The sequence below is a fragment of the Streptomyces sp. DH12 genome, assembly GCF_020873895.1.
Lineage (GTDB): Bacteria > Actinomycetota > Actinomycetes > Streptomycetales > Streptomycetaceae > Streptomyces.
In genome coordinates this window covers 1-700 of the sequence record NZ_JAHWGT010000295.1, presented here as the reverse complement: position 1 = coordinate 700, position 700 = coordinate 1, and the positions used below count along the sequence as shown (strand labels likewise).

The following is a 700-nucleotide window of genomic DNA, read 5'->3' as shown; positions in this document are numbered from 1 at the left end:
CGCGAGGCGCGCGCGGACGCCGCAGGGGGTGGCGGCGACGGCGGTTCCGCCGCACGCGCCTCGCGTCCCCCAGGAGCCGCCCGCCCCACCGGTCACGGACACCCAGCTCCAGGTGAACGCCCTCCAGGCACTGTGCCGGCAGGCCTTCGGCTTCCGGCTCGCGATGATCGCCGTGGCCGCCCCGTCCGCCCTGCTCAACGCGGGCCCCGGCTGGGGCGTACGCCTGGTCGGCAGCGCGGTCGTCGTCACCTTCATGGTGTCGTACGCCCTCTTCCGCGACTGGGAGCGCTTCGGCCCCCTCCTCCTGCGCCATCCCACCCTCCTCGCGGCGGACACCCTCTTCGGCGCGCTGCTGCTGGTCTCCGCCGGCCCCGACACCACCCTCGCCTATGTCAGCGTCTGCACGCCGCTGCTCGCGGGCCTCATCTACGGCTGGCGCGGCGCGGCCGTCTTCGCCTCGCTCCAGGGCGTGATCCTGCTGCTCGTCCACGCCACGCTGGACAACCCGCACACCGAACCCGCCGAGACGCTGATCCTGCCCGGCCTGTGCGTGATCGCGGGGGCGGTCGGCTCCAGCCTGCGCAAGCTCATGCTCCACCTCGGCGAGGCGACCCGCGCCCTGGCCGCGGTCCGGGCCCGGCTCGCGGTCACGGAGGCGGTCGACGCCGAACGGGCGCGCCTGGCCCGGGAGATGCACGAC

Annotated in this window: 1 pseudogene; it reads left to right on the top strand. The window is 75.4% G+C overall.

Annotated features, from left to right (window positions below):
- Nucleotides 1-28: 28 nt before the first annotated feature.
- Nucleotides 29-700 (top strand): annotated as a pseudogene (locus LPA54_RS34130) (two-component sensor histidine kinase); the annotation flags it as partial.